At 56.4% G+C, this 23,831-nt stretch carries 17 protein-coding genes and 1 rRNA gene; 14 read left to right on the forward strand and 4 right to left on the reverse strand.

Annotation, left to right across the window (positions count from 1 at the left end):
• Positions 1-15: 15 nt before the first annotated feature.
• From rrf to D3F01_RS12680, 7 genes are all read left to right on the forward strand, one after another.
• Positions 16-132 (forward strand): 5S ribosomal RNA (rrf, locus tag D3F01_RS12650).
• Between the two features lie 603 nt (positions 133-735).
• On the forward strand, positions 736-3,807 hold the full coding sequence (locus D3F01_RS12655) for a hypothetical protein (protein ID WP_242889047.1): 3,072 nt from the start codon (positions 736-738) through the stop codon (positions 3,805-3,807).
• Positions 3,808-3,970: 163 nt separating this feature from the next.
• Positions 3,971-4,864 carry a D-alanyl-D-alanine carboxypeptidase family protein gene (locus D3F01_RS12660; RefSeq protein WP_242889049.1) on the forward strand — a complete coding sequence of 298 codons (894 nt, stop codon included), beginning with the start codon at positions 3,971-3,973 and terminating at the stop codon, positions 4,862-4,864.
• 85 nt (positions 4,865-4,949) lie between these two features.
• Entirely contained in the window at positions 4,950-5,681 is a 732-nt protein-coding gene (locus D3F01_RS12665; protein WP_242889050.1) for a YkgJ family cysteine cluster protein, read from the forward strand.
• Between the two features lie 164 nt (positions 5,682-5,845).
• Positions 5,846-6,871, forward strand: coding sequence for an ABC transporter substrate-binding protein (locus D3F01_RS12670; protein WP_242889051.1), 1,026 nt, complete (start codon positions 5,846-5,848; stop codon positions 6,869-6,871).
• Between the two features lie 163 nt (positions 6,872-7,034).
• Positions 7,035-7,982, forward strand: a complete 948-nt coding sequence (locus tag D3F01_RS12675; protein ID WP_098922117.1) for an ABC transporter permease — start codon at positions 7,035-7,037, stop codon at positions 7,980-7,982.
• Positions 7,975-8,769, forward strand: a complete 795-nt coding sequence (locus D3F01_RS12680) for an ABC transporter ATP-binding protein (protein WP_207697757.1) — start codon at positions 7,975-7,977, stop codon at positions 8,767-8,769. Before D3F01_RS12675 ends, D3F01_RS12680 begins: the two co-directional genes overlap by 8 nt.
• Before the next feature lie 135 nt (positions 8,770-8,904).
• Here the strand turns inward: D3F01_RS12680 and D3F01_RS12685 are convergent, their stop codons facing one another.
• The 3 genes from D3F01_RS12685 to D3F01_RS12695 all read right to left on the reverse strand — a co-directional run bounded on the left by D3F01_RS12685 (position 8,905) and on the right by D3F01_RS12695 (position 13,506).
• Positions 8,905-11,076, reverse strand: a complete 2,172-nt coding sequence (locus tag D3F01_RS12685) for a leucine-rich repeat protein (protein WP_242889052.1) — start codon at positions 11,074-11,076, stop codon at positions 8,905-8,907.
• 236 nt (positions 11,077-11,312) lie between these two features.
• Positions 11,313-12,401 carry a sugar kinase gene (locus tag D3F01_RS12690; RefSeq protein ID WP_117477422.1) on the reverse strand — a complete coding sequence of 363 codons (1,089 nt, stop codon included), beginning with the start codon at positions 12,399-12,401 and terminating at the stop codon, positions 11,313-11,315.
• 184 nt (positions 12,402-12,585) lie between these two features.
• Complete coding sequence (locus tag D3F01_RS12695; protein WP_097773758.1) at positions 12,586-13,506, reverse strand: radical SAM protein; 921 nt, start codon at positions 13,504-13,506, stop codon at positions 12,586-12,588.
• 134 nt (positions 13,507-13,640) lie between these two features.
• Here D3F01_RS12695 and D3F01_RS12700 point away from each other — a divergent pair, with 134 nt between their 5' ends.
• From D3F01_RS12700 to D3F01_RS12710, 3 genes are all read left to right on the forward strand, one after another.
• The gene (locus tag D3F01_RS12700) at positions 13,641-15,647 is read left to right on the forward strand and encodes a fructose-1,6-bisphosphatase (protein WP_242889053.1); all 2,007 of its coding nucleotides are present in this window, start codon (positions 13,641-13,643) and stop codon (positions 15,645-15,647) included.
• 238 nt (positions 15,648-15,885) lie between these two features.
• Positions 15,886-17,169, forward strand: a complete 1,284-nt coding sequence (locus D3F01_RS12705) for a UDP-N-acetylglucosamine 1-carboxyvinyltransferase (RefSeq protein ID WP_117504404.1) — start codon at positions 15,886-15,888, stop codon at positions 17,167-17,169.
• Between the two features lie 94 nt (positions 17,170-17,263).
• Positions 17,264-18,052, forward strand: coding sequence for an MBL fold metallo-hydrolase (locus tag D3F01_RS12710; protein ID WP_242889054.1), 789 nt, complete (start codon positions 17,264-17,266; stop codon positions 18,050-18,052).
• A 60-nt stretch (positions 18,053-18,112) separates the two neighbouring features.
• On the opposite strand, the gene D3F01_RS12715 is transcribed toward D3F01_RS12710, so the two are convergent.
• A complete protein-coding gene (locus D3F01_RS12715) occupies positions 18,113-18,661 on the reverse strand; it encodes a DUF1836 domain-containing protein (RefSeq protein WP_117477426.1) in 549 nt (182 codons plus the stop codon).
• A 162-nt stretch (positions 18,662-18,823) separates the two neighbouring features.
• Here D3F01_RS12715 and D3F01_RS12720 point away from each other — a divergent pair, with 162 nt between their 5' ends.
• The 4 genes from D3F01_RS12720 to D3F01_RS12735 all read left to right on the forward strand — a co-directional run bounded on the left by D3F01_RS12720 (position 18,824) and on the right by D3F01_RS12735 (position 23,710).
• A complete protein-coding gene (locus tag D3F01_RS12720; protein ID WP_242889055.1) occupies positions 18,824-19,663 on the forward strand; it encodes a DegV family protein in 840 nt (279 codons plus the stop codon).
• 152 nt (positions 19,664-19,815) lie between these two features.
• On the forward strand, positions 19,816-21,345 hold the full coding sequence (gene cls, locus D3F01_RS12725; RefSeq protein ID WP_223454465.1) for a cardiolipin synthase: 1,530 nt from the start codon (positions 19,816-19,818) through the stop codon (positions 21,343-21,345).
• A gap of 202 nt (positions 21,346-21,547) precedes the next feature.
• The gene (locus tag D3F01_RS12730; RefSeq protein WP_242889057.1) at positions 21,548-22,564 is read left to right on the forward strand and encodes a hypothetical protein; all 1,017 of its coding nucleotides are present in this window, start codon (positions 21,548-21,550) and stop codon (positions 22,562-22,564) included.
• 303 nt (positions 22,565-22,867) lie between these two features.
• Positions 22,868-23,710, forward strand: coding sequence for a transporter substrate-binding domain-containing protein (locus D3F01_RS12735; protein WP_242889060.1), 843 nt, complete (start codon positions 22,868-22,870; stop codon positions 23,708-23,710).
• Positions 23,711-23,831 lie beyond the last annotated feature (121 nt).

Below are 23,831 nucleotides of genomic sequence, written 5' to 3' on the forward strand. Positions count from 1 at the left end.
GAACCAGTCATATTGGTCGGTGACGATGACGGTGAGGTTCCACCTGTTCCCATTCCGAACACAGAAGTTAAGCTCACTCGTGCCCAAGATAGTTCGCTGGAAACGGCGCGTGAAAATAGGTAGTCGCCGACTTACATGAAACCCCTGAGGAAGAAATTCTTCAGGGGTTTGTTTTTGTTGTGCGTGTGCCTTTCCGTTAAAATAGCCTAAAAAATCACATGGATTTGTGAATGTTCACAAACTTCGTCCAGACCCCTTGATTTTTTATAGGGGGGGGGGTATGATAAGGTGCGAAAAGCACCTTGTGAGCAAAACAGAAAGATCGGCAAACCAGTCGGAAGGCTGTGACGCAAGGCGGAAGGCCCGGTAGGGGCCGTCAGCTGCACTTTGCTCTGCAACCCTCTTCGACTATGCGGAAATGTGCCGGCACCCCCCAAAGGGCAGCCGGTGCGGGGTTATGGAGAAGTTTATGGGATTAGCTTTTCCGGGTACCACGATCACCCTGCCCTTGAGAGAAGCGGCGGGTTAAAGCATAGATAGAGAGGGCGAGCACCCCTAAAGTACAAAACGCAAAGCGTTGTACCAGCCATTTGGCTGGTGCGGCGCTTTTTTCTTTTTGTCCAGGCGCTTTCCATAGAGAAACTGGGAGTATTGATGACTGACAAAGGATCGGTCGGCTGTTTGACCACCACTTTTCGATCATGTGAGCATGAACTGGAAAGGAGCAGAAGAAAAATGACAAACAAGAAATTCAAGTTGGCAGCAATGTCGCTGGCCACCGCGGTTGCAGTGAGCGCGGTTGGCCCCAGCGCTTCTGCGGTGACGTATTATCTGGGCGATGGCAGTGTAACTGTTGACAAGGATGACACTCGCGGCGCGTATAGTTATCAGGGTGAGGACGGCAGTGAGGAGCACCGCACCTACGTCAACGAGGATAAAGCGGAAACTGGCGATGGTACGATCTACGTTAAGGACGGCAACGCGCCAACCACTGATACCTCCAACAATGGCACAGAGGAAACCACGCCTACGGATAATGACACACAATCCACCGATGCTTCTGGCAACAACACAGAGAACAGTTCCACGTCTGAGACCACAACTGGAAACACCATCACGGTCAAAGAAGATGTAAAAGATGCAACCATCGTGGTTGACGGCGTGAATGTGGACACCAGCACCCAGACTGAAGCACTCCCAGATACCGGGAGCACAGGGGATAAAACCATCATCAAGGTGGGCGAGGGTGCAGATGTTGACTTGACAGTCAGGGATTCCAACCTGACCACCGGCGGCAACGGCATTGATATTGGTGTGAATCTGAAAGGTGAGGATGAAAACAAGGGAGCCAATGTTGACCTGACGCTGGATAATACCAAAGTCAACCTGACACAAAACGGAAAGGCGGGTATCAACGTACAGGACAATTCTAATGTGGATCTTACCCTGAAGGGCGAGAATGCCATTGATGGCTCCAAGGCAATTGAAAACGAGGACCTTAAAAAGAATGTCAATGTCGAGGGTATCCGTGTGGGCGGTGGCGGCGCAGGTGACGGTTCGGGCGCCAGCGAGGGTGCAAAAACGCACCTGACTATCAGCGGCGGTGTAGAAAAGACCGAAACTGCGGAAGCAGACACAGAAGAAACGGAAAGCCCCGCTGGCGGCTCACTGACCATCAGTAAGACCACAGGCGGTCTGGTAATGGCAGATGGCTCGGACGTGGAAATCACGGACGGCGCTGATGTGACCATTGAGGATACTAAGACCTCCAGTTCCACTCAGGCAGGCCGCGCTGTTACCCAGCACGGTGATCTGACCCTCTCCGGCGGCTCTTCCCTAACGATAGACGGTGGGAAGGACAATAAAGCGCCGCATACCGGTATTGGTATTGCCAGCTGGGATGATATCACAGTCGAGGATGGCAGTACGCTGGATATCAGTGGTGCTGCGACCGGTATTTACGGACATCAAGGCTCGGATGCAAGCCTGACTGTGAAGGATAGTACGCTAAATATCAGCGATGTTAAAAAAGCCATTGAGTACGAGGGTGCAGGTGTAGACAAGGAGGGAAAGGCACTCAAATCTGCCGGTGATATTACGTTTGAAAAGGCAAAGGTTAATATTGATGCTGGCAATATCGGTATTACGACCGGAAACAACGGTACTTCTTCCATTAAACTTGACGATACAGAAGCTAAAATAACCGTAGGCGCAGGAGGCACTGCAATTTATGGCCCGGAAAAAGGCGGTAAGGGCGATTTGAATATCGCTCACAGTAAGCTCGATATTGATGCCAGCGCATTTTATGGTTATGGTATTAGGGCGGGATATAAGAATGTGAATATTCGAGATGGAAGCGTTGTGAATTCCAACTCGAGTGCAGCAGGCATCATCCTGACCGGTAGTGAAGGGAATGCGACTAAACTGAATGTTTCAAACAGTTTGTATAATTTGACGACCGCTTTTCATTATGGCGTATGGGCATGTGTAGCAGATGGTGCATACCAAGGAAAGCCGACTCATACGATTCTGGTCAACGATAATGGTGCAATGAACATCAGTGATACGGCCGGTTCACCATATGTTGCTTCTGCGGGTATTATGATGGACGATGGGGTCTCTTTGATTGCTGATAACGGCGTTATAACCACAAACGGTAAATATCAATATGGTGGTATCAATGCCTATGGTAATGATATCAATATCCGTTTCAAGGACAATTCGCATGTAGATGTTGAATCGATTACGTATGACGCTGAGCATAAAAACCAGAACCTCATCGTTACCGGCGGCACACTGACCTATGATTATAGCGCCGACAACACCCTGTGGCCGGTGAACGAGCAGGGCGACAAGCTGACCAATTTCCTGCTGACCAAGGATGATGCCCACGCAAACTTCGATGCCCTTTCCTATAAAGGCCAGACCTATACCTACCTCTCTGACCTGAACAAGGAGACCGGGAAGCAGTATCTTTCCGTGTGGGTGCCCGCCGCCGCACTGAACTATATGCTGGATGTGGACGGTTCCCATGACCCGGAGATCATCGGCAAGGTGCTGGAAGAGCTGAAGCAGGCCGGATACAAATTCGACACTGCCTATCAGACCGCTGAGAATGGCGATCAGGTCGTTATTCTGCGGGATATGGTGGTGAACGGCAAGAGCCTGAACTTCACCAAGACCACCGATGCAGAGGGCAACACCAAGCTCATCTGGGGCAACTACGAAAAGCAGGCAGAAGGTGCGCCCAGCGCCTATGATATGGTCTATGGCACCGAGTACGAGTATGAGGGCAAGACCTATACCATCGTCTGGGGCTATGAGAGCCAGAACAACCCCAACACCACCGCAGCAGCGGGCGTGCTGGATGCCTTTGGCCCGGATTCCAACGTGAAGGTCACCGGTGAAACCGTCGATGGCACCGACTCCGCACAGTACACCGTGACCATTTACGGCGCTCTGCGGGAAGTGACCGACCCTGTGATCCCCACGAACCCGAAACCGGAAACGCCCAAGGACCCCGATCCTACTCCTCCGGCTCCGGAAACGCCCGAGGACTCCGCTCCTACTCCTCCGGCTTCCACTACGCCGACTACCCCGGCTGTGCAGAATACACGGCCCACCACTCCCACCGTGGAGCAGGCAGTCGCTAAGACCACGCCCGCCCCGGAGAGCGGCAAGCTGATCCAGACCGGTACCACCAACTGGGTGGCAGATGTTCTGGTGCGTGCAGGCGGTGTCCTGCTGGCTGCCGGTTATCTGCTGGAGCGTAAGCGCAAGGGCATGTTCCATAAGGCACAGCACTAAACACGTTCTTGTAGATGACGTAAAAAGGTAAAATATTAAACTGGCTTGGGGCCGCTGCACAAATTTTTGTGGGGCGGCCCCACTTTTTGCAGAAAAAGGCGCTCTCGTCTCGTATTAGGGGATGAAAGCGCTTTTGATTTTGCAAAAAAGGATGAGAACGAGAATGAAAACTTCACCGCGCCGCCGGAAGCACCGGCGCAGAGCCTTCCGGCGGCTGTTCTGGCTGCTGGTGCTGGCAACCCTGCTTTTGCTGCTGTGGCCCCGGCGGGTCACGCTGGATGGGCTGAACAGTCCCCATGCCATTTTACTGCAGGCCGACAGCGGGGAGGTGCTGGCCGAAAAGGATGCAGACAGCACGATCTATCCGGCTTCCATGACCAAGATGATGACGGCTCTGCTGGCCATAGAAGCAAACCCGGACCTCGACACGCCCGTGACCCTGCCGGAGGAGATCTTTCCGGCTCTGCAGGCCCAGAATGCCTCGCTGGCGGGGTTTCAGGCCGGGGAAACGGCCACGGTGCGGGATCTGCTGTACGGGGCCATGCTGCCCTCGGGGGCCGAATGCTGCGAGACGCTGGCCCGGGAGGTGAGCGGCAGCGAGGAAGCCTTTGTGGCCCGGATGAACCAGAAAGCGGCAGAGCTGGGGATGACCGCCACGCATTTCTGCAACCCCACGGGCCTGCACGACCCAGAACATGTTTCCACCGTGCGGGATATGTCCCGGCTGACAGAAGCAGCCCTGCAGAACGAGACCTTCCGCAAGCTGTTTACCACGGAGCGGTATACCGTTCCGGCCACCAACTGCCACCCGCAGGGGTTCACGATGCACAGCACCCTGCTGAGCCAGCTGGACGGCACAGAGCTGCACCGTGGCCGGATCCTGGGCGGTAAGACCGGCTACACCGGGGAAGCAGGGCTCTGCCTTGCCAGTCTGGCTGAGGTGAAGGGCAGGGAATACATTCTGGTCACGGCCGGGGCGGGGGGAGACCACAGCACCGCGCCCTACCATATCGAGGATGCCGTAACGGTCTACCGCCGTGTGAGCCGGGGGTCCTGAACAGGGGAGCGGATGCGCTCCCTTTTTCTGTGCCCGGCTTTGTGGTACAATGGAACAAAACCATTCACAGAACAGGAGAACCATCATGCTCAAGGATTCACAGGTCGATCTCTGCGGCCGCACCGATTTTACCCGCACCGCGCCCCTGCTTGCCCGGGATGAGGCGTTTTCGTTTGCCTGCGCGGGCTGCGGCGGCTGCTGCCGGGGGCGGGAGGATATCGTGCTGTCGGGCTTTGATCTGTGGCGCATCGCGGCCCGCCTGCGCCTGCCGCCCCGCACCGCGGCCCGGGCGTTCTGCCGGGGAAGCATCGGGCGGGTCAGCCGCCTGCCGGTGCTGCGGCTGGCCCCGCTGAAGGAGGAGCGCGGCAACTGCCCCTTCCTCACCGGGAACCACTGCGCCATCCACGATGCCGAGCCGCTGGTCTGCGCCCTTTACCCGCTGGCGCAGGAGATCACGAAGGAGGGGCAGGTATCCTACTTTTTGCAGCCCACCCAGTGCGGCGGGCAGGTCATTGCGGCAAGGGTGGGGGATTATCTGGCCCGTTACGATGTGCCCGCCCGGGAGGCCACCGATGTGCGCTGGGCGCAGTTGTGCATGGCGCTGGAAGATACCGTGGAGCGGCTGGAGGCTCTGTTTGAGCCGGTGTTTGCCCGGCGGATGCAGGAAAAGCTGTGGCAGGCGCTGTATTACCGGTACGACTTTGCAAAAGAGTACCGCCCCCAGCTGGAAGAAAATCTGCTCTGGCTGGACGGTGAGCTGAAAAAGCTCGAAGGAATGCAGATGCGGCACAGAACCATCGAAAAAAGTAATAGATAAAATTACTTTGATTGATAATTCGGGCTGTTCCCCGGTTGTTTTGGAGCGGAAAGTGTGATATACTTCACGAGTGTAAAGCGGAAGCGCGATGCGACAGGCCGCTTGAATACTGACTTTCATGCGGTGTCCTGCTGCCGCGAAAGTAGAATTGAGGGAGTAATATCATGCGTAAAATTTCTCGTCGTTCGTTCCTGTCTGCCGCCGCTGTCTGCGGCGCAGCTGCTGCCCTGACTGCCTGCGGCGGTTCCTCCGGCTCCACGGCTGCTTCTTCCACCGCTTCCTCTGCTGCGGCCTCTTCCGCAGCGGCTGACGGCCAGAAGTATACCGTTGGCATCTGCCAGCTGGTGGAGCACGCCGCTCTGGACGCTGCCACCCAGGGCTTTGAGGATGCTCTGACCGCACAGTTCGGCGAGAATGTCACCTTTGACTTCCAGAACGCCCAGAACGATTCCGCAACCTGCGCCACCATTGCCAACGGCTTTGTTTCCGCAGGCGTTGACCTGATCATGGCAAACGCTACCCCCGCCCTGCAGGCAGCACAGGCTGCCACCGACAGCATCCCCATTCTGGGCACCTCCGTCACCGAGTACGGTGTTGCTCTGGGTCTGACCGATTTCGATGGCACCGTGGGCGGCAATGTCTCCGGCACCTCCGATCTGGCTCCGCTGGATCAGCAGGCAGATATGATCACCGAGTGGCTGCCCGAGGCCACCAAGGTGGGCCTGCTCTACTGCTCTGCCGAGGCAAACAGTCAGTATCAGGTAGACGAGGTCCAGAAGTACCTTGAGGCCAAGGGCGTTACCGCTACCCAGTACGCTTTCTCTGATTCCAACGATCTGGCTTCTGTCTGCCAGAAGGCTGCCGACGAGAACGACGCAGTGTATGTCCCCACCGATAACACCTGCGCTGCCAACACCGGCATCATCGACGGCATCTGCCGCCCGGCCAAGAAGCCCGTGTTCGCCGGTGAGGAGGGCATCTGCTCCGGCTGCGGCGTGGCGACCCTGTCCATCAGCTACTACGATCTGGGCTACACCACCGGTGAGATGGCTGCCAAGGTCCTGACCGGTGAGGCCGATATCTCCACCATGCCCGTTGAGTACACCAACGTGACCAAGAAGTACAACAAGACCATCTGCGATGATCTGGGCATGACCGTTCCCGAGGGTTACGAGGCCATTGAGGAATAACAGGCGCTCAGTCTGTTTTGCAGAAAGCTCCCCTGATAGGGGCGCAGAGTTCACGCTGCAGTGACGGAGAGGCTTTACAATAAAATCAGCGGAGAAGAGCGAATTTTTGCTCTTCTCCGCTTTCCCGTATCAGAAAAAAGTGTAGTTACAGGAGGAAAACGTTTTGGATATTCTTGCAAGACTTGCCAACCTGCCCGGTGCCTTGCCCGGTGCCTGTGCGCAGGGCCTCATCTGGGGCATCATGGCCATTGGTGTGTACCTGACCTACCGCATCCTGGATGTGGCTGACCTGACCGTGGACGGTTCCTTTGGCACCGGCGGCGCGGTCTGCGTTATGTGCCTGCTCTCCGGCATGAACGTCTGGGCAGCGCTCTTCATCGCCCTGCTGGCTGGTCTGGCCACCGGCCTTGTCACCGGTCTGCTCCACACCTTTATGGGCATCCCGGCCATTCTGGCTGGTATTCTGACCCAGCTGGCTCTCTACTCCATCAACCTGAAGATCATGGGCAAGGCCAACCAGTCCATCAACGTGGACAAGTACGACCTGCTCATCTCCCTGCGCTGGGTCAAGGAGCTTGCCCTGCACAACCCCATCATCATGGTCATTCTGGTCAGCGCCGTGGTCATCGGTGTGCTGTACTGGTTCTTTGGCACCGAGCTGGGCTGCGGCATCCGCGCCACCGGTTCCAACCCCGCCATGAGCCGCGCCCAGGGCATCAACACCAGCTTCAATGTGGTGCTGGGTCTGGCAGTCTCCAACGGTCTGGTAGCCTTGTCCGGCGCACTGCTGAGCCAGTATCAGGGCTTTGCCGATGTCAGCATGGGCCGTGGTGCCATCGTCATCGGTCTGGCCGCTGTCATCATCGGCGAGGCCCTGTTCAGCCGCATCTTCCACAACTTTGCCCTCAAGCTGGTGTCCGTCTCGCTGGGTGCCATCATCTACTACATCGTCATCCAGCTGGTGCTGACCCTCGGCTTTGACGCAAATCTGCTCAAGCTGCTGAGCGCCTCCGTGGTGGCGGTGTTCCTGGCCGTGCCCTATTGGAAGAGCAAGTACTTCGCAAAGCCCGCGGCAAAGAAGGCACAGAAGGAGGATGCAAAAAATGCTTGAGATCCAGAATGTTTCCAAGACCTTCAACGCCGGTACCGTCAACGAGAAAACGGCCCTGAATGGTCTGAACCTGAAATTGAACGAAGGTGATTTTGTCACCGTCATCGGCGGCAACGGTGCGGGCAAATCCACCATGCTGAACGCTGTGGCCGGTGTGTGGCCTGTGGACAGCGGCAAGATCATCATTGACGGCACCGATGTGACCAAACTGGGGGAGCACCAGCGCGCCGCCTATATCGGCCGCGTGTTCCAGGACCCCATGACCGGCACCGCCGCCACCATGCAGATCGAGGAGAACCTTGCCCTGGCCGCCCGGCGCGGCAAGCGCCGCGGCCTGAGGATCGGCATCACCAAGGCCGAACGGGAGCGCTACCGTGAACTGCTCAAGAGCCTGGACCTGGGCTTGGAGGATCGCCTGACCGCCCGCGTGGGCCTGCTGTCCGGCGGTCAGCGTCAGGCACTGACCCTGCTCATGGCTACCATGAACAAGCCCAAGCTCCTGCTGCTGGATGAGCACACCGCCGCTCTGGACCCCAAGACGGCGCTCAAGGTGCTGACCCTCTCGGCCAGGATCGTGGAGGAGAACCACCTGACCACCATGATGATCACCCACAACATGAAGGATGCCATCAAGTACGGCAACCGCCTGATCATGATGCACGAGGGCCACATCATCTATGATGTCTCCGGGGAAGAGAAGAAGAACCTGCATGTCTCCGACCTGCTGGCCAAGTTCCAGATCGCGTCCGGCGGCGAGTTCGCCAACGACCGTATGATCCTTTCTTAAAAAAGATGAAGCGGCAATAAAGTAGTTGCTTCTTAAAACATAGAGAACCCCCCTGCCGGGAGATCACCGGCAGGGGGGTTCTCTATTAGAGTATTGGGTTTGCGGTGTTATTTGTTCTTCTCGTTACGGTACGATTTACTTTTTGAACGCCTGCACCTGATTCCATGCCTTGATAACCTCTGTGCGGCTTACAGGATCAGTTGCTTCATAGGTTTCGCCGTTGTTCTTCGCGGCCTTGAGCAGGTCGTTCTCCACGGCCCATGCAATGGCCTTGTCAGTCTCAGTGGCATTGGCGTTCAGCACGGCGGCGGGTTCAGGCTTTCCTGCATTGTTCCACACCAGTGCAGCCAGCTCACCTCGGTTTGTTGGAATAGCTGTACCGGTTGGCAGGGCGCAAATCAGATAGAACTCAGTACCCAACTGATAGGTCTGGTAGGCCAGCACCGCGGTACCTGCGGCGGCAGTACCAATGATGAGGGTAGTGCCCAGAATGTTGGGCTCTTCCTCAATGCTTGCATCCTTTGTCATGGCTTCGATAATAACATTTTCACCCGGCATGGTAAAGGTAATGGTTTCAGCCTTGGGTTCAACAGCGTTCAGCACGCTGGCAGGCTTAATTGTCCACTGGTCAAAAGTCTGAGCATCGGAAAGAATGCTCTTATCAAAGGTTACTTCCACTGTTGCACCTTTTTCAATGGTAATGTCACCATTGTCATTGATAGTAGCATCCTTGCCGTTTACTTTTGCAATACCGCCAAGAAGGGATAGAGTGTAGGTGACCTTTTCTTCTTTCTGGGGAACATTGTAACTCCACTTAATCTGATTGCCAGTGACTTGATTCGCGGGAGCGGTATTTTCGGTCTCTTTGACATCAACTTTGACGATATAATCGCCCGGTTCCGTAGGGAGCCCGCGGTCATTCAATTTCTCACCGGGAACTTCATTTCCCTTATCATCATAAAACTTCCTATTGATGATATCATCAGCATTGACTTGAGTATTGTTCGATGTCACTTCTCCGGTTACCGCGTCAAACTTGAGGTCAACATCCGGGTCGATCACATCTTTTTGTGTCCATTTTGCAGTCAAGGTTATATCATAGTCCGGCATGGAGAAACTATAATTGCCGTTCTCATCTGGGCCGTTCAAGGATGGGGCGGTTTCTCCATCAGGAACAGTAACTTCCCAATGATTAAAGTTATAGCCGGTTTTCTTTGTGGGTGTAGGAACAGAAACGGACGAACCATAGTCGTACGAGTTCGTTTTCTTGTTTTCGTCGTTCTCCAGTGTTACAGTATGGCTATGTGCGTTCCAATGGGCATACAAGATGATGTTGCTGCTGACGGCTTCTGTAAATGTATATTTTGTGCCGCCTTCTGCCTGTGTATACCAGCCATCAAAATCATAACCTGTACGCTGTGGGGGTGTGGTGGGGACGCTTGCAGTCCCTAGCTTCTCGTTGCTGTAAACAGTCTGCTTGTCCATAGTGCCACTACCATTTATAGTGCCACCGTTCAAATCAAAGTTGATATCACACAGATACCGAACTTTGCTGGTTAGTGTATCATTGCCTGCGTTATTAACTCTGACTTTTTCCCAGTCTGTTTTATATCCATTATATTTTACATCATTTAGTTCTGTGCAATCTTTGAATGCGTTTCTATTTATAATGTTAATACCCTTTTCAAGGGTCACGCTTGTAAGACCTGTGCATCCATTAAACGCGTCTGAGCAGATTTCATACACACTTGTAGGTACCTTTATTTCTGTTAACCCTGTACAATCCTTAAAAGCGCTACTACTGATTCTGTAAATGCCATTTGTTAAGGTGACTTGAGATAACTTGGGATTGCTTGGAAAAGCCGCATCCATATTTTTGATGGTACTCGGAATCGTAATGCTTGTTAACTGAGAACAACCATAAAAAGCAGCTTGGCCAATTTTTGTAACACCTTCAGGGATTGTAATCTCAGTTAGACTGGAACATTTAAAGAATGCACTGTCTTCAATTTCGTCCAACGTAGGAGGCAATGTAACTTCCGTAAGCGTGTTACGTACATTATTAAAAGCCCCCATTCCAATTTTTGTTACAGTATATGATTTACCATTACCATCTGAAATTGAGCTCCCAATGGTAAGTTGTGTAGGGTTTTCTGATGTACCGGAAACTGTAACCGATTTTCCATCGGCGTTAACTATATATTTGAGGTTTCCTTTAGTAATCTTAGTTGCTGCTACTGCTCCCATGGGTAGGAATGTTAACGTTATGCTGAGTGCCACTAATAGACTGACAAATCGTTTTTTCATGGATTTCCTCGCTTTCATGGTTTAGTGCCGCAGAAAAACGACATAGAATGTATGGCAAAAAAAGGTAATAATACCAATTTGAAGAATACCATGCGTGGAATTCTCTGTCAATGGAATTGTAGGAACTCACAAAAAAGTTTGGAGGAATGTACAAGAAAAGGCTTTTCCAGCATCGCGGGCAATAAAAAAGAACCCGTCCCCGGGGAAAATCCGGGAACGGGTTGAGTACGGAAAGCTTACCGCTTGATATCGTAGTTCATGTTCATCAGGTTGCGGATGGAGCTGACATCGTCGGTGATGTTGGCATCGCCGTGGATGGTGTGTTTGATGGCGCTGCTTGCCACGGCAAAGTTGATCATGTCCATAGCCTTATAGTTGTGCAGCATGGCGTAGATCAAGCCGCTGGCAAAGGCATCGCCGCCGCCCACGCGGTCCAGAATATTAAAGGTGTAGAGCTTGCTCTCAAAGGTGTGGCCGTCGTACCACATAAAGGCCTTGAGGCTGTTCTCGCTGCCGCTGTGGGCATAGCGCACATGGCGGGCAATGCACTTGAGGTTGGGGTAGCGGGCAATGAAATGCTGGAAGATCTCGTCCTGCTGCTCATAGCTGGGCTGCAGGGGCACGCCGTCCTTCCAGTCGCCCTTGCTGTGATCGTTGTCATCCTTCCACAGGTGGTAGGGCTCAATGCCCAGCAGAACGTCAACATAAGGCAGGCACTCGGTGCAGAAATCGCGGGCTTCCTCCCAGCTCCACAGGGTAGAGCGGAAGTTGCCATCAAAGCTGACAGTCAGGCCCTTCTTCTTGGCCACCTTGAGCATATCGATGATGAGACCGCGGCAGTTGGGGCCCAGTGCCGGGGTAATGCCACTCAGGTGCAGCCAGTCGTAGCCGTCCAGCAGAGCGTCCAGATCGACCTGGGAGAAGTCATACTCGGTAATGGCACTGTGCTTGCGGTCGTAGATGACCTTGGAAGCGCGGATGCCGTAGCCGGTCTCCAGATAATAAGTACCCAGCCGGTTGGAGGGGGTCTCGTTGGGCTCGGTCAGGATCATGGGGGTGCAATGCACATCGTTGGAGCGCAGCCAGCGCACCGCGCTCTTGCCCAGGCTGTTGTTGGGCACTACACTGAAGAAGGTGCTGTCCACACCCAGGTTGGCCAGGGCCAGTGCAATGTTGGCCTCGCTGCCGCCGTAGCTGGCTTCAAAGCTGGATGCCATGCGGATCTTTTCGTAGTTCGGCGGGGTCAGACGGAGCATGATCTCGCCGCAGGTGATGAATTTCTGGCCGTTGGGTTCGCTGCCGAGGATGGGATTGTAGTGTTCCATAACGCTCCTCCTAAAAAGTCGTTTCTGGGATCCATTTCATGTGAGAACACATTGTTGTATCCATTATACCGCACAGCGCACCGGATAGCAAGCAAATGCTGTTTCGGCCGAGAGAAAAAGAAAAAGAAATTTTGGTTGTTTTGACGAAAGAACCCCTCGGTCACCTGCGGGATGACGGCGGGGTTCACACCCCCGTCAGGTCAAAGCTGGGCGTATACTCTTCCTTTGCACTGCTCTTCTGCTGCATATAGCCAGAACTGAGGCCCAGATCCATGGCGTAGTTGACCACCCGGCGGTATTCGTAGGTGGTGATGCGCCGCCCGATACCGTGGTCTGCCGCCTGATAGAAGGGGGTGTACTGGCTCATCACGCTGGGCAGGAAGCACCCGGGGTCGGCCTTGTTCCAGGCCGCCATCTGATCGAGCACGGCAAAGCTGTCGTCCACATGGCCGGGCAGGGCAAGGTGGCGCAGGATCACGCCCCGCTGCAGGATGCCCTCACTGTCAAAAACGGGGTGTCCGGCCTGAGCCATCATGGCTTCAATGGCGGGCCTGGCCTGTGCAAAATAGTCCGGCGCGGCGGAAAGCTCTGCCGAAAGGGCAGGGGAAACATATTTCAGGTCGGCCAGCCAGATGTCGATGAAGCCGCGCCAGGCGTGCACGCTCTCCACGGTCTCGTAGCCGCCGGTGTTGCAGACGATGGGAAGATGCAGCCCCTGCGCCCGGGCCAGGTCGAGGGCGGCGATGATCCAGGGCCGCCACTGCCCGGGTGTGACAAGGTTGATGTTGTGGGCTCCCTGCGCCTGCAGGTCCAGAAAGATCTCGGCCAGGCGCTCTACCGTGATCTCCCTGCCCAGTCCCTCGGCGCTGATGGGGTAGTTCTGGCAGAAGCAGCACTTGAGGGTGCAGCCGGAGAAAAACACCGTGCCGCTGCCCCGGGTGCCGCTGATGCAGGGCTCCTCCCAGAAGTGCAGGGCAGCGCGGGCCGCTTTCAGGGTGCGGCCCGCCCCGCAGAAGCCCGTCTGCCCGGCGGCCCGGTCGGCTTTGCACTGCCGGGGGCAGAGAGTACAGGCTTCCGGCACGGCAACAGAAATGGTTTTGGGCATAATATCCAAGTCCTTTGCAAAAGATTTGACAGAATTACTCTTGTTTATTATACCATTTATGATATGGAATGTGGTATACTATGATAGAATATTATATATCATGCAAAAATACTACATATCAGACGGAGGATGTCATGCGCACCGAAAACGAGGAGATCCGGGATCATTTGAAATATCTCTCCCTGCTGGCACGGGATTACCCCTCGCAGGCGGCCGCCGCCAGTGAGATCATCAGCACCCAGGCCCTGCTCAAGCTGCCCAAGGGCACCGAACATTTTATGAGCGACCTGCACGGTGAAAACGAGGCCTTTGTCCACATCCTGAACTCGGCTTCGGGTGTCATCCGGGAAAAGGTGGACATCGTGCTGGGGGAGAGTGTGCCGGAACAGACTCGTGCAGAGCTGGCAACGCTCATCTATTACCCCAACGAGAAACTGCCCCGGCTCAAAGCCAAGTGCACGGATGAGGAAGCGCTTGACCACTGGTACACAGAGACCCTGCTTCAGCTCATTGATATCTGCCGGTTGGTGTCCTCCAAGCATACCCGGCAGCATGTGCGCTCCTGCCTGCCGTCCAGCTGCGGGTATATTCTGGATGAGCTGCTCCATGCCCACTTTGAGGACCACGACAAGGACCTTTATTACGGGCAGATCGTGGGCAGCATCATCGAAAATGGCCGCGCCGACCGGTTCATCGTCCGGCTGTGTGAGCTCATCAAGCGGCTGGCTGTGGACAAGCTGCACATCGTGGGTGACCTGTTTGACCGCGGCCCCCGGCCTGATATCATACTGGACCGGCTCATGCGCCACCACCATGTGGATATCCAGTGGGGCAACCATGACGTGGTCTGGATGGGTGCCGCCGCCGGAAGTCCCATCTGCGTCTGCACCGTGCTCAAAACGACACTGGCCTACCACAACCATGCCATGCTTGAGGACTGCTACGGCATCAACCTGCGGCATCTGCAGCGGATGGCCGAGCAGTTCTACGGAAATGACGACCTGACCCTCTGGATGCCCCACACCGACGCGGCGCGCGGCCCTTACACCGAGGGAATGCTCCACCGCTGTGCCGTGATGCACAAGGCCGTGACCATTCTGATGCTCAAGATGGAGTGCAAGGTCATCGACCGCAACCCGGATTTCAAGATGCGGGGTCGGGATTTCCTGCGGCACATCGATTGGAAAAAGGGAACAGTAACCCTGAACGGGCAGGCATACCCCCTGCGGGACACCAGCTTCCCCACTGTGGACCCGGCAGACCCCGCCGCCCTGAATGAGGATGAGCGGCTGGTGCTTCGCAAGCTGGTGGAATCCTTTCGGCAGAGCGAGCGTTTGCAGCAGCATGTGGAATTTTTGTATGCCAAGGGCAGCGTTTACCACATCGAGAACGGCAACCTGCTCTACCACGGCGTGGTGCCCATGACCAAAAACGGCAGTTTTGCCGTGGAGCGGTTCGAGGGACACAACTACTCGGGCCGCGGCTTGATGGACTACTGTGACGAGCGGGCACGCTGCGGCTACTTTGCTCCCGAGGGAAGCGCTGCCCGGCGGAGCGGTCAGGACTTTTTGTGGTATCTGTGGTGCGGCAAGCTGTCGCCGTTGTTCGGCCGCAGCGCCATGACCACCTTTGAGCGGCTGTATATTGCCGACCCCGCTACCCATGAGGAAGTCAAGGACCCCTATTATACATGGTACAATGAAGAGGCCGCCTGCCGCCGCATCCTGGCAGAATTCGGCCTGCCCGGCACCAGCCACATCGTCAACGGCCATGTGCCGGTGCGGGAGAAGAGCGGCGAGAGCCCCATCAAGGGCGGGGGCCGTCTGGTCGTCATTGACGGCGGGTTCTGCCGCGCCTACCATGAAAAGACCGGCATTGCAGGGTATACGTTGGTGTACTCCAGCCGCACCATGTCCCTGCGGACCCATCAGCCCTTTGTCAGTGCTGAAAAGGCCGTGAACGAAAACATCGACATCGTGTCGCAGAAGAACATACTGGAAACGGAGAACCACCGCATTCTGGTGGAAGAGACGGACGAGGGCGAGATCCTGCGGGAGCGGGTGCATGACCTGAAACAGCTGGTCAAGGCCTATCAGCTGGGCTGGATCAAGGAGACCTGCAGCGAGGATTGCGTCTGGTAAGGGGCGCTGATTGTAAAATTTTTGAAATAAGAAACAAAAATATCGAATATTTCCGCAGATTCTGGGCAAAACAGAAAATAATCGGGCAGGGGAAAAGGGGGCTTTGCTTTTTGCCCGAAGTTGTGTATAATAAGATAGTTGTATCGTGAGGGTGTGTACCCAGCGGTGCGCGGAGAAATCAAGTAAGAACCCTGAGTGGCCCTGCCGCTGGCGGGCCTGCGACAAGGAGATTATAAAATTGGAAAAGTTTGTTATTACGGGCGGCAAGCCCCTGCATGGCGAAGTCACCATTTCCGGTGCAAAAAATGCGGCTGTGGGCATTCTGCCTGCCACCATTCTGGCGGCAGATGTCTGTGTGATCGAAAATCTGCCGGACATCAGTGATGTGGCAGTCAGCCTGAAGATCCTGAGCACCCTGGGTGCCGGCATCAAGATGCTGAACCGCAATACCTACGAGATCGACACCACCCATCTGAACTGCACCAACGTCCCGGACGATCTGTCCCGCCAGATGCGTGCCAGCTACTACTTCCTGGGTGCACTGCTCTCCCGCTTTGGCAAGGCACAGGTGGCCATGCCCGGCGGCTGCAATCTGGGCCCCCGCCCCATCGACCAGCACCTCAAGGTGTTCAGCGCACTGGGTGCAGAGGACAGCGTGGACTACGGCATGATCACCGTGCGTGCCAAGGAACTGAACGGTGCCCATATCTTCTTTGATAAGGTCAGCGTGGGCGCTACCATGAACGGTATGCTCTCCGCTGTGATGGCACAGGGCCAGACCATTCTGGAAAACTGCGCCAAGGAGCCCCATGTCGTTGATCTGGCAAACTTCCTGAATATGTGCGGCGCGGATGTGCGCGGTGCCGGCACCGATGTGATCAAGGTGCGCGGCGTGGAAAAGATGCACGGCTGCACTTACAGCATCATCCCTGACCAGATCGAGGCGGGCAGCTACATGGTTGCCGCTGCTGCCACCGGCGGCGACGTTCTGATCAAAAATGTCACCCCCAAGCATCTGGAACCCATCACGGCAAAGCTCCGCCGTGCCGGTGTGGATGTGGAGGAATTCGATGATTCCGTCCGCGTCTCCCGCAAGGGCGATATCCTGCCGCTGAAGATCAACACCATGCCTCACCCGGGCTTCCCTACCGATATGCAGCCCCTGATGGGTGTGCTGCTCAGCGTGGCAAAGGGCACCTCCACCATCACCGAGAGCGTGTGGGACAACCGCTTCCGCTATGTGGACGAGCTGCGCAAGATGGGCGCAGTGGTGCAGGTGGACGGTCAGGTGGCCGTGTTTGAGGGGGTGGACAAGCTGAATCCCGCCCCCCTGCGCGCTTCTGACCTGCGTGCCGGTGCGGCCATGGTCGTTGCTGCCCTGATGGCAGACGGCACCAGCGAGATCGAGGAGATCGGCCACATTGAGCGCGGCTACGAGAACATCGTGGAAAAGCTGCGCGGCCTGGGCGCTGAGATCAGCAAGGTGGAGCGGATGCCCGCTGCACTGGAATCGGCAATGTAATCATTCAGAACCTCTCAGTCTGCTTCGCAGAAGTTTCCCTGACAGGGAGCTTTTGTGAAGCCATGACGGAGAGGTTCGTTTCTTGAGGTTTGAAATGTCTGAATTCATCTCGTTATACTCTGGCTCCTCCGGCAATTGCAGCGTGGTGCGCACGGGGGAAAAGTACATCATCATCGATATGGGAAAGGGTGTGCGCACCACCTCGGCGGCACTCAAGGAACTGGGCCTGAACATCAGCGATTGTGCGGGCATTCTGGTCACCCACGAGCACTCTGACCATGTCAAGGGGCTGACCACCTTTCTCAAAAAGAATCCACTGCCAGTGTATGGTGCAGATGATACGCTGGATTTCCTGGATGCAAACGGTATCGTGCCCGCCAGCTGTGAGTTGCGCACCCTGTCCGGCGGGGAAGAGGATGTGGGAGATTTCGGCGTGACGATGTTCCCCACCAGCCACGACGTGCCCTGCGTGGGCTACCGCATCCACACCCCGGACAACAAGACCATGACCATTGCCACCGACCTGGGAGTCCTGACCCCGCCGGTGCATCAGGCCCTGAGCGGCTGTGACCTGGTGGCGCTGGAAAGCAACTACGACCTCCACATGCTCCGCAGCGGGCGGTATCCCTACTACCTGCGCTCCCGCATCGAGTCCAACCGGGGCCATCTCTCCAACGATGAGTGCTCGGCAAAGCTGCTGGAGCTGATCCAGGAGGGATGCAAAAAGTTTGCCCTCTGCCATCTCTCGCAGGAGAACAACACCCCGGCGCTTGCTTTGCAGACCATGTTCAACACCCTGGGTGCGGCGGGTGTCGTGCCGGAAAAGGACTGCATCGTACAGGCCCAGCGCCGCAATGAGATCAGCCCCGCGCTTACATTTTAAGAAAAAGGCCCTCTCCGTCAATGCTTCGCAAAGCGTGACAGAGAGGGTTGTTTTTTGTTATTATGCCAGATCCGGCAGGATATCGGGCCAGAGGGCCTGCTCCTGCCGCAGGTCGGTGAAAACGCAGTCCAGATAGATCTTGTTCACAGCCGAGATGATGGTACTGCGCAGGAGCTTGCGTGCATCATCAACATCCGGCTCCAGCTCGGAAAAGCTTTTGGTCAGGCCGAACACATAGGGCAGGTAATTCTCCAGCTCATCACAAAAGGTATCATACGCCTGCGCGGAGGTATAATGCGCCCGCTGCATCTTGAACAGACTGTCGATGTTTTCCATGGACAGGACATTTTTAGAAACTACGATGTAGATCAGGCAGGCCAGCTGATCCCGGGTATACTTCTTTTTGATGGGGTGGCTGATGATCCCTTTCTTAACGTAGTTGCTCACCATGGAAGCGGTGAGCTCCACCCCCTGAAATGTGCGGAAACACCCGTTGACAAACTGTACACTCTGATCCAGATAAAGCCCTACGGTGGGGAGTTCTGCATACCGGGGCAGGGCAAACCCTGCGGCGCAGGCCGCAACGCGGCGGTTTGATTCTAATTTCATGCGGACAGTATACCATGTTTTGGAAATGCGGTCAACAGGAAATTGAAAACTTTTGAAATAATTCAATAAAACAGTTGACAGGGTTTTGAAAAGCTGATATAGTGATTCAGACAACAGGAAAAACTGCGGCATCCTCTGCCGCCGGAATGGAGATAAATGCTTATGAACACCAAGATCGTTGTGGATTCCTCCGCCAGCCTGTACACCTTGCAGGGCGTGGATTTTGAATGCGTTCCCCTGAAGATCATCACCGACGATGCCGAATATCTGGACAACGGCACGATGGATGCCGTGGGCATGGCCCAGACCCTGCGCACCTATAAGGGCAAGACCTCAACTTCCTGCCCCAACGTCAGCGACTGGCTGGCTGCCTACGAGGGAGCCGACGAGGTGTATGCCATTACCATCACGGGCACCCTGTCCGGCAGCTACAATGCCGCCCAGCTGGCCGCCGAGGAATACCAGCAGGAGAACCCCGGCAAGCGGGTGTTCGTGCTGGACAGCCTTTCCACCGGCCCGGAGCAGCGCCTGCTGGCCGAGCATCTGCGGGATCTGCTGGCTGAGGGGAAGGAGTTTGACGAGATCTGTGAAGAGATGCTCCGCTACCACAAGCACACCCATCTGCTCTTTTCGCTGGAATCGCTGGCCAATCTGGCCCGCAATGGCCGCGTGAAGCCTGCCGTTGCCGCTGTGGCGCGGATGCTGGGCATCCGGGTCATCGGTCAGGCAAGTGAGGCCGGAGAGCTGGATGTTCTCTGCAAGACCCGTGGCGAGCATGGTGCGCTGGAGCGCATCGTGCTGGAACTCAAGGAGCACGGCTACACCAACGGCAGGCTCCATATCTCTCACTGCGGCAATCCCGCTGCCGCCGAGCGCCTGAAGCACATGGTAAAGGCTGTGTTTGATGGAGCAAAGGTGGACATCAGCGAATGCGGCGGTCTGTGCAGCTATTATGCAGAGCTGGGCGGCCTGCTGGTTGGTTATGAGGACGCGGAAGCATAAGCGAACGGCCCTCGGAAAAATTCTGCCCACGATCGAATAGGCGCTCATAGCGGGGAAAGCCGTTGTGGGCGCTTTTTTGTTTGCAAAATCTTCCGCTCTGCGCTATACTAACAGCATCAAAATCGCCGTTGGCGGCAGGGGAGGGATACCGCATGTTCAGATTGCCTATCGTCAAGTTTTTCAACCGCATCTTCAACCGTGTCACGATCACAGTGGTGCTGGTGGCTTTACAGGTGCTCTGGCTGCTCTGGGCGTTCTGGTCGTTCACGGCGGGGCGGGTCTGGCTGAACGGTGCCCTGAAGGCGCTGAGCATCATGATCGTGCTGTATCTGGTGCGCAAGGATGAAAACAGTGCTTATAAGATCGGCTGGATCGTTCTGATCGGTCTTCTGCCCCTGCTGGGCGGCGCGCTTTATCTGGCTTTTGGCAACAAGGCCCCCGCCAAGTATCTGCGGGAGCGGATGCAGAAGGTGGAACAGGCCCATCAGACCGAGCTTGCCCAGCCCGAGGGCCAGACCGATGCGCTGGATATCTCCAGCCGGAACCTGAGCCGCTACGTGGCAAAGTTCGGGCCGTATCCGGCCTGGAGGGATACCGCTGCCCACTATTTTTCCTGTGGGGAGGAGATGTATCCCCAGCTGCTGGCGGATCTGGACAAGGCGGAGAAGTTCATCTTTCTGGAATTCTTTATCCTCCGTTCCGGCAAAATGTGGGACGGCGTGGAGCAGATCCTCCGCCGCAAGGCCGCTCAGGGTGTGGATGTGCGGCTGATCTACGATGATTTTGGCAGCCTGCTGGGCCTGCCCAGTGATTTTGTCATCCGCATGGAGAAGGCGCACATCCGCTGCATCCCCTTCAACCCGGTGGTGCCGCTGGTCTCGCTGGTGATGAACCACCGCGACCACCGCAAGATCGTGGTGGTTGACGGCAATGTGGCCTACACCGGCGGCGTGAATCTGGCGGATGAGTATATCAATGCCGAGCAGCGCTTCGGCTACTGGAAGGATGCGGCCATCCGGCTGGAGGGTGCCGCTGTCTGGAACTTTACCGTGATGTTCCTCAATGCATGGAACGCCTTCCGCCCGCAGGAGACCGATTACACCGCCTTTGCGCCCACCCGCCTGCCCGCAGTGCAGGATGGCGTGGTGCAGCCCTACGCGGACAGCCCGCTGGATGAGGAACCGCTGGCCGAGACAGTCTATCTGGACATCCTCTCTCAGGCCCAGAGATATGTTTATATCTATACGCCCTACCTGGCCGTGGGCGAGGAGATGCTGGATGCTCTGAAAAATGCGGCCAAGCGCGGGGTGGACGTGCGGCTCATCCTGCCCGGGATCCCGGACAAGAAGCTGGTGTTCCGGCTCAGCCGCTCCTACTATCTGCCCCTGCTCAGGGCGGGCGTGCGCATTTATGAATTCACGCCCGGTTTCCTCCACGCCAAGTGCTATGTCAGTGATGACCGTGTCGCCGTGGTGGGCAGCATCAATATGGATTATCGGAGCCTGTTCCTCCACTTTGAATGTGGAACACTGCTTTTCCATAACAGCCAGATCGCCGCCCTGCGGAAGGATGTGGAGCGCACCCTGCCGCAGTGCCGGGAGATCATGCGGTCCGATTGCCGCACCAATCTGCCGGGCACAGCACTGGACAGCGTGCTGCGGCTGCTGAGTCCGTTGATGTAAGCGGCTGCGCGCAGCACTCGGGGAGCTTTTCCGCGCAAGTGAAACGGGCCATTCCATCGCCCGCCCTATTGCCTGCGGCAACAGGGTCCCACCCCAGCGGACACTTGCTTTGGAAAACTCCCGTCGGCTGCGTAATTTTACGTTCTTCTGGACATACTATGGGGCAAAGGCCCAACGGGCCGTGTGGAAAGGGAGCGTATCTATGAATCAGAACCATCGGGCTCTTTGGAGCTGTGCCATGGCGGCGGCGCTGCTGCTGACCGCCTGCGGCAAAACGAACGCCGGGTCGGGCAGCTCCGGCAGCATGAGCGGAAGCAGCGGCACATCCTCCGCACAGACCCAGACAGCGGCATGGAAAACCGGTCTGGGTGTGGTAACAGAGGCCACCGATCAGGACAGGGCAGGGAAAATTGAACTGGCAGCGGCCGCTGTCCTGCTGGATGGCGAGGGCAAACTGGAGAGTGTTCTGCTGGATGAGCTGGAAGTGTCTGTTTCGGCGGACAGCACCGGCCATGTGACCCTGCCCACCGACTGGCGCACCAAGCGGCAGAAGGGGGACGATTACCCGCTGGCCGAGGTCTCTTCCTTGAAAAAGGGGTGGGCGGAACAGGCGGATGCCTTTGCCAGTTACCTGATCGGCATGACCCCGGAACAGGTCTCCATGCTCAAAGTGGATAAGGATGGCAAAGCCACGGATGCCGACCTGCTGAGCGGGTGTACCATTGCTGTGGACCGTTACCGGGATGCCGTGACCCGGGCCTGCGCCAATGCCAGGGCACTGGGTGCCGCCAAGGGCGACAGGGCCGCGCTGGGCATCGAAGCGGTGAACGGGACTTCGGACATTACCGCCACCGATGACAAGGATGTGAATGCGCAGGTGGATGTGAGCATCGTGGCACTGACCACCGATGCGGATCACCGCGTGACCAGTGCCATTGCGGATATGGCCGAGCCGGCCCTGACGGTGGTGTCGGACGGCGGTGTGACAGCCCCGGACCTCGTCAAGACCAAGCTGGAGCTGGGCGAGGACTATGGGATGCGCGGCGCATCGGCGCTGGGCAAGGAGTGGTATGAGCACAGCGAAGGCTTCTGTGATGCCCTCAAGGGCAAGACCCGCACCGAGATCGCCGGACTTTCCGGCGGCGATGCCGACCTGAAGGCTCTGTGTACCATTGACATCACCGATCTGCAAAAGGCGGCGCTGGATGCCCTGAGCTGAGGAGAAAGCCCATTCAGTCCTGCAATCGCGCACCGGCTCTCCCGGATAGGGGGCGGTGGCATTCCGCTGCGTTTTCAGAGAGAAACCTCTCGCCGCGTCTGGCAGCTGCCGACGCGGCGATTTTATTTTGTCAAATTGCCCGCTTTGCCATGGTAAAGCGGTAAAGATTTGAGCAAACTGCGAAAAATCAGTTTTCCCCCTTGCAAAACGGCAGAAAACGCGCTATTCTATAACCACAGTTTAGCGATTTAGCATGGTAAAGCAATGAAACAAGGCTGCTTGCCACTGAGGGAGGAACCGTATATGAAACGTCTTGTATCTGCATTCCTGGCCGGTGCCATGGCACTGAGCCTTGCCGCCTGCGGCGGTGCCGCTTCCACTTCCACTGCCGCATCTGCCTCTGCTTCTGCTTCCGGCAGTGCTGCCGCATCCCAGTCTGCAGGCAGCGATCTGGATTACATCAAGGGCAAGGGAAAGCTGGTCATCGGCTACACCGTTTACGAGCCCATGAACTACACCGATGCGGATGGCAACTTCACGGGTTTTGATACCGAGCTGGCCACTGCTGTCTGCGAAAAGCTGGGCGTGGAGCCGGAGTTTGTGGAGATCAACTGGGATACCAAGGTCGTGGAGCTGGATGCCAAGAGCATCGACTGCATCTGGAACGGTATGACTCTGACCGATGACATCATGCAGAACACCGCTGCCACCAAGGCTTATGCAAAGAATGCACAGGTGGTCGTTGTGAAAGATGGCACCGATTATACCTCTACCGCTGACCTGGTGGGTAAGACTGTGGTTGCCGAGGCGGGTTCCGCCGGTGAGGCCGCCATTGAGGGAGACGAGAACCTGGCACAGGCTGATTACGTTTCCAAGAGCGTTCAGACCGACTGCCTGATGGAAGTTGCCGCAGGCACTGCCGATGCCGCTGTACTTGACCTGACCCTGGCCAACGCCATGATCGGTGAGGGCACTGACTATGCCGACCTGAAGATCGTGGACGAGCTGAACGCCGAGGAGTACGGCGTGGCATTCCGCAAGGGCAGTGATGCTACCGCCGCTGTGGATGAGGCCTTTGATGCACTGAAGGCCGATGGTACTATGCAGGCACTGGCCGATAAGTACGATTTGGCACTGGCTGACTGAATTTGTTGAAAAGCTCCTTCCGTCATCGCTATGCGATGCAACCTCCCTCGGTGAGGGAGGCTTTTTGTTGCCGATGCGTGAAAGGCTCCCAAGCAGAGGGAACTTTCACCGGCTGTGATGG

The sequence above is a fragment of the Faecalibacterium sp. BCRC 81149 genome (assembly GCF_022750605.1).
Taxonomy (GTDB): Bacteria; Bacillota; Clostridia; order Oscillospirales; family Ruminococcaceae; genus Faecalibacterium; species Faecalibacterium duncaniae.